Origin of the sequence: Rhodoblastus sphagnicola, assembly GCF_002937075.1 — a bacterium.
In the GTDB taxonomy this organism is placed as follows: Bacteria; Pseudomonadota; Alphaproteobacteria; order Rhizobiales; family Beijerinckiaceae; genus Rhodoblastus; species Rhodoblastus sphagnicola.
In genome coordinates this window covers 1-4,042 of the sequence record NZ_NHSJ01000059.1, presented here as the reverse complement: position 1 = coordinate 4,042, position 4,042 = coordinate 1, and the positions used below count along the sequence as shown (strand labels likewise).

Annotated in this window: 5 protein-coding genes; 3 read left to right on the top strand and 2 right to left on the bottom strand. The window is 59.4% G+C overall.

Annotated elements, in window-relative coordinates; translation table 11 throughout:
* Positions 1 to 291: hypothetical protein (locus CCR94_RS25665; RefSeq protein ID WP_206605808.1), on the top strand; the 291-nt coding region annotated here is incomplete at its 5' end.
* A gap of 15 nt (positions 292 to 306) precedes the next feature.
* Here the strand turns inward: CCR94_RS25665 and CCR94_RS09580 are convergent.
* Positions 307 to 1,611 carry a transposase gene (locus CCR94_RS09580; protein WP_483414390.1) on the bottom strand — a complete coding sequence of 435 codons (1,305 nt, stop codon included), beginning with the start codon at positions 1,609 to 1,611 and terminating at the stop codon, positions 307 to 309.
* A gap of 860 nt (positions 1,612 to 2,471) precedes the next feature.
* Entirely contained in the window at positions 2,472 to 2,750 is a 279-nt protein-coding gene (locus CCR94_RS09570) for a hypothetical protein (RefSeq protein ID WP_104507651.1), read from the bottom strand.
* Between the two features lie 266 nt (positions 2,751 to 3,016).
* Here CCR94_RS09570 and CCR94_RS26615 point away from each other — a divergent pair, with 266 nt between their 5' ends.
* A complete protein-coding gene (locus tag CCR94_RS26615; protein ID WP_104507650.1) occupies positions 3,017 to 3,289 on the top strand; it encodes a transcriptional regulator in 273 nt (90 codons plus the stop codon).
* Positions 3,290 to 3,887: 598 nt separating this feature from the next.
* The coding region (locus CCR94_RS09560; RefSeq protein WP_146089892.1) for a transposase at positions 3,888 to 4,042 on the top strand (155 nt) is incomplete at its 3' end.

Genomic DNA, 4,042 nt, shown 5'->3' with positions numbered 1-4,042 from the left:
CCGTCTCGACGATCGCCAGCTTTTCGACACTGTGCGTATGACTATCCATACGCACAGTGTCTTACCGATCTGCCCGCGAAATCACAGGCGGTCCGTGCCGGACGCGTACCGCGAACCGGACGGCCGGAGCGATTCGAGATCGCGTTCCAGCCAATGGGGCGCTGGCTCAACGTCTCCGTTTGCCGCCCGGGTCCAGACCATTTCGTGGCGATATTCGACGACATCACCGAGCGCAAGCAAGCGGAGGACGCCGTCCTGACCAGCGAAAAACGGTTAACAGGCCGTGGCTGAAGTCGCTTTCGCGTCTTAATTCGGTTCGGGCTTGAGGATGGTGAGGCAACACGCCCATTTGCCCTCGACCGCGGCCATGATGGCGAAAACGAAGGTTTCATCGGCCTGATACACGAATAGCAGGGCGTTTTTTGCGTCGGACGCCTGCCTTGGCGCCCCGGCGCCGAACAGCGCCCGCATCAGCAGGCCGAGGTTGAACCCGGCGACATGGATCAGGTAGCGTTTGTGAACGTTTTCGCGGCCACGCAACCAGGCGCGGCGCATGCCGCCACGGTCCAGTACATGGGCGAAGCTGCGTTCGACCAACTCACCGCGTCGGCGCATGGCCTTGCGCCCGACGCCCGATTTCAGCCGCGCCCGGTTGGCGTAAACGGCGTCGCGCGCCGCCTCGTCGCCATGCCAGCGCAAATAGCCCTTGGCTGGCTTTGGTTCGGCGATCCGTGTCTTCCAGACGCCGTCGTCCAGGTCCTTGAGCCCGTCGCGTGAATGATACCCCTTGTCGGCGATCAACTCGCAGGGACTTTCGCGCGTCGGCGCAAGATTGATGTCCGCGAGATTTTCCGCCGCCGCCTTCAGGGTCGCGGGCAAGGTCGCCACATCGCCTTCGTCCGCCGGATGGATCGGCGCGGCGACAATCGCTCCCGTGTCCAGATCGACGGCATGTTCGGGCTTGTAGGCCAAATGCGTCGTCCCGTTTTTCATCCGCGCGATCCTGGCGTCCGGATCGGTTGGACTCCTCCAGTCGTCGTTGGACAGCTTCTTGCCCTTGCGCTTGCGGTCAAGCCGCGCCAAGTCCTCGGCGCTCGGCGTTTCGATGCCGCTCTCCTTGGCCATGCGCGTCAGCATCGCGCGATAGGTCTCGCCATTGTCGCGCCGCAGGATGGTGCGCAGCGCCGCATTGGCTTCCATGGTCGAGCCGTCGACGCCAATCCGCTCGCCCTTCACAAGGCCGCGTTCGGCGATCAGCTTCAACACCCAGTCGAAAATCTTCTCATGCGCTTCATGGGACAAGCGCGCCCGCGTTTTCGACAGCCAGGAATGGTCGGGCGTCTTCTCGGAATTCGACAGCCGCAGGAAATCGCGCAGCGAGAAAGAGTCGGCGCAGCGCCAGGCGATGCCGCGCTCGCTGTCGATGCCCTCGAAATATCCGACCATGTGCATGCGAAAATACCGCCCCGGCGGCAGCGAGGGCGCGCCCATTGTCGCCGCGTAAAACGGTTTGCAAACCTCCTCGACGAAGGCGTCGAAGTTGGCGTCGCTCAAGAGCTTGTTCAACCGGTCGTAAAGGCGTGGCCGGGAGAGCGATGCATGTCCGCCCAAGTCGCGATGAGGTCATTCTGAACCCCGGCGTCCCGCTTCATCGCCATCGAAATAATCCAGCCCCATTCCCATTATCAGAGGGAATCAGCACACGGCGACTTCGTCAACGGGCTGTTAAAGGCGTTCCTGGAGAACAGCGCCCTGATCGCCTGGCTCAAGGACGATGAGGGCCCTTACGTTTTCATCGCATCGCCTTAGATCCGGCGCGACAGCCGCGGCGCCGAGCGGTTCGCCGCCTTCCCCGATCGCAAGAGACGCGACGCGTGTTTGCGGTGAAAGCCCGTCACCGCCGTGAACTCGTCCAAGATGCGACTGCGCTGCGTTCGGTCCGCAAGCGCGTACCGAGCCACCGTCGCCGCTATCAGTTCGTCGCGTGTCGTCATGCTGATCCGCCTCATCACACCCTCGCCGCCAACACTTTCTCGGCAGCATTTCAGGTGAGGCAACGGCTCCGTGTCTATCAACAATTCTGGTGAGGCAATACGAGCGGCCTTCCTAATTGTCGTGTTGCACGAGATCGGCCCGCAGCGGATACTGGACGCCGCCGGGCGTGAAGGAGCCGCACCGACGTAACGCTTGAGAGGTTGGATGCGCTCACCGAAGTGAAGCCGTTGCCACTCGTCCGCGCCTTGAACCGTGGCGTAGTAGTTTGCTGCCAATCTCACGGAACCGGCCATTCGCCATGTCGGAGTTGGAAGCGGCGACCGGCGTCGCGGGGTGCTTCCTATCTGCGACGCTCATATTGAAGCAGGTCTACGATTTCGCGAGCTGCGCGCGCCGAGTACTGGCAATGGACCAATAAACCTGTTCCGAACCGCGCGAACTCACGGGCTTTCCCCTTGTCGAACTTGTGCCTCGCCTCAGGCGGCTTCCGTCTCTCTCTTTGCCTCTTTAGCTGGGCGACGGTTGGCGGCGCGCAGCTCCTTCAGCGCATCTTCGATATGGAGAAGAGCACGCGCCACGGCCGAAGGGTCGCTCATCTGACATAGTTCAGCCTTGGCGTAATAGAGGTTGATTTCTACCAATTCCGGAAGCCTGCTGTCGGTCACGTCCATCTCCTGATCTTGGTGTTGGGCTTCACTCTTGAACGCCCACGGCGTCCAGTTATGTTCCGACAAAATACCTACCGAAAGTTGCATGACGCTATCCGACTTGCGTGCATGCCGCAGCTTAAGCTAATGTGATACATCCCCCTTAGATATTGATCCATATCAAATTAATATGTTGATAAATTAAGCAGTTTGATTTCCCAAAGATGAGAGCATGCTTTTTTGCAAGATGCACGTCGCTATTGCGTCACAACTCAAAGCTGCGAAAAAGAATCCTACTGTTCATGTTTTGTTAATAATGAGTCATACACACTCAAAGCTGCCGTTAGGATAGACCTACTACCTTAGGTTATGGAATGCACGCTCTCAATTCGATCGATGTGCAAGTTGGCACATGTCTGCGCAAGATGCGCTTTCAAAGGGGCTGGTTTGTTCACACGCTGGCTAAGGCTATCGGCGTCACAAGCGCTCGCCTGCTGGAATTCGAGAGCGGAGAAACGCGAATTGAACCAAGGATTATGTCCGAGATGTGCCGCGCATTGGGCGTGCCCCCCTCGGCATTTTTTGCGTGGATACCGAACGGATCAATGAACGCCACGCCAGCGCGGCACAAACTCGACGCTGCATAATGCAGAGCCGCGCGGCAAGCGCAGACGCTGCTCAAAGCGGACGACTGCAACGGTGTCAATCAGAAATCCACCATCTCGTCTGCAATGAGATGCGCAGTCACGCTGCGCTATCAATGCATGGCGGAGGGCTGGGGGAGTATTAACAACCCTCAAGATCGTGGACGTTGTTCCCCTGAAAAAAGTTCCTGTCGGATACGCGAGAACACGAAGGCCCTCACCCCCTATCGCGATCAGCCCCCTGCCGGGGGCGGATACGGCCTCGAAGAATGCTTTTCCCGACGCATCGTTAACGCCTTCGGCCATGCGCTCTGGCGGCATTGCCGGCACCACACGACGGTTGCAAACGTCAGAGGCTCATCCCGGATTCCGGGGTGATGGGGCGACGATTGCTTCGACGAGGGCGGTCAGCAGCGCTTTTTCGCGTTTTTTGGCGTTGGCCGTCGCGGTTCAAATCTCCTGTGTTCAAAACGGTTGACTGCGAACATGAGAGACCTTCATTTTAGCCATTATGGCCGTGATCAAGGGCCAATGGGCGTGTTGGCTCTGAACCGCGCCGGGTTTGCCGGAGGCTCCAACTCCCAAATAGGATGGAGCCATCATGAGCACTACGACCAACAAATTTTCACCTGAGGTTCGCGCCCGCGCGGTGCGGATGGTTTTGGATCACGAAGGCGATCACGACTCGCGCTGGGCGGCGGTATCGTCGGTGGCGTCGAAGATCGGCTGCTCGCCGCACACCCTGCGTGAATGGGT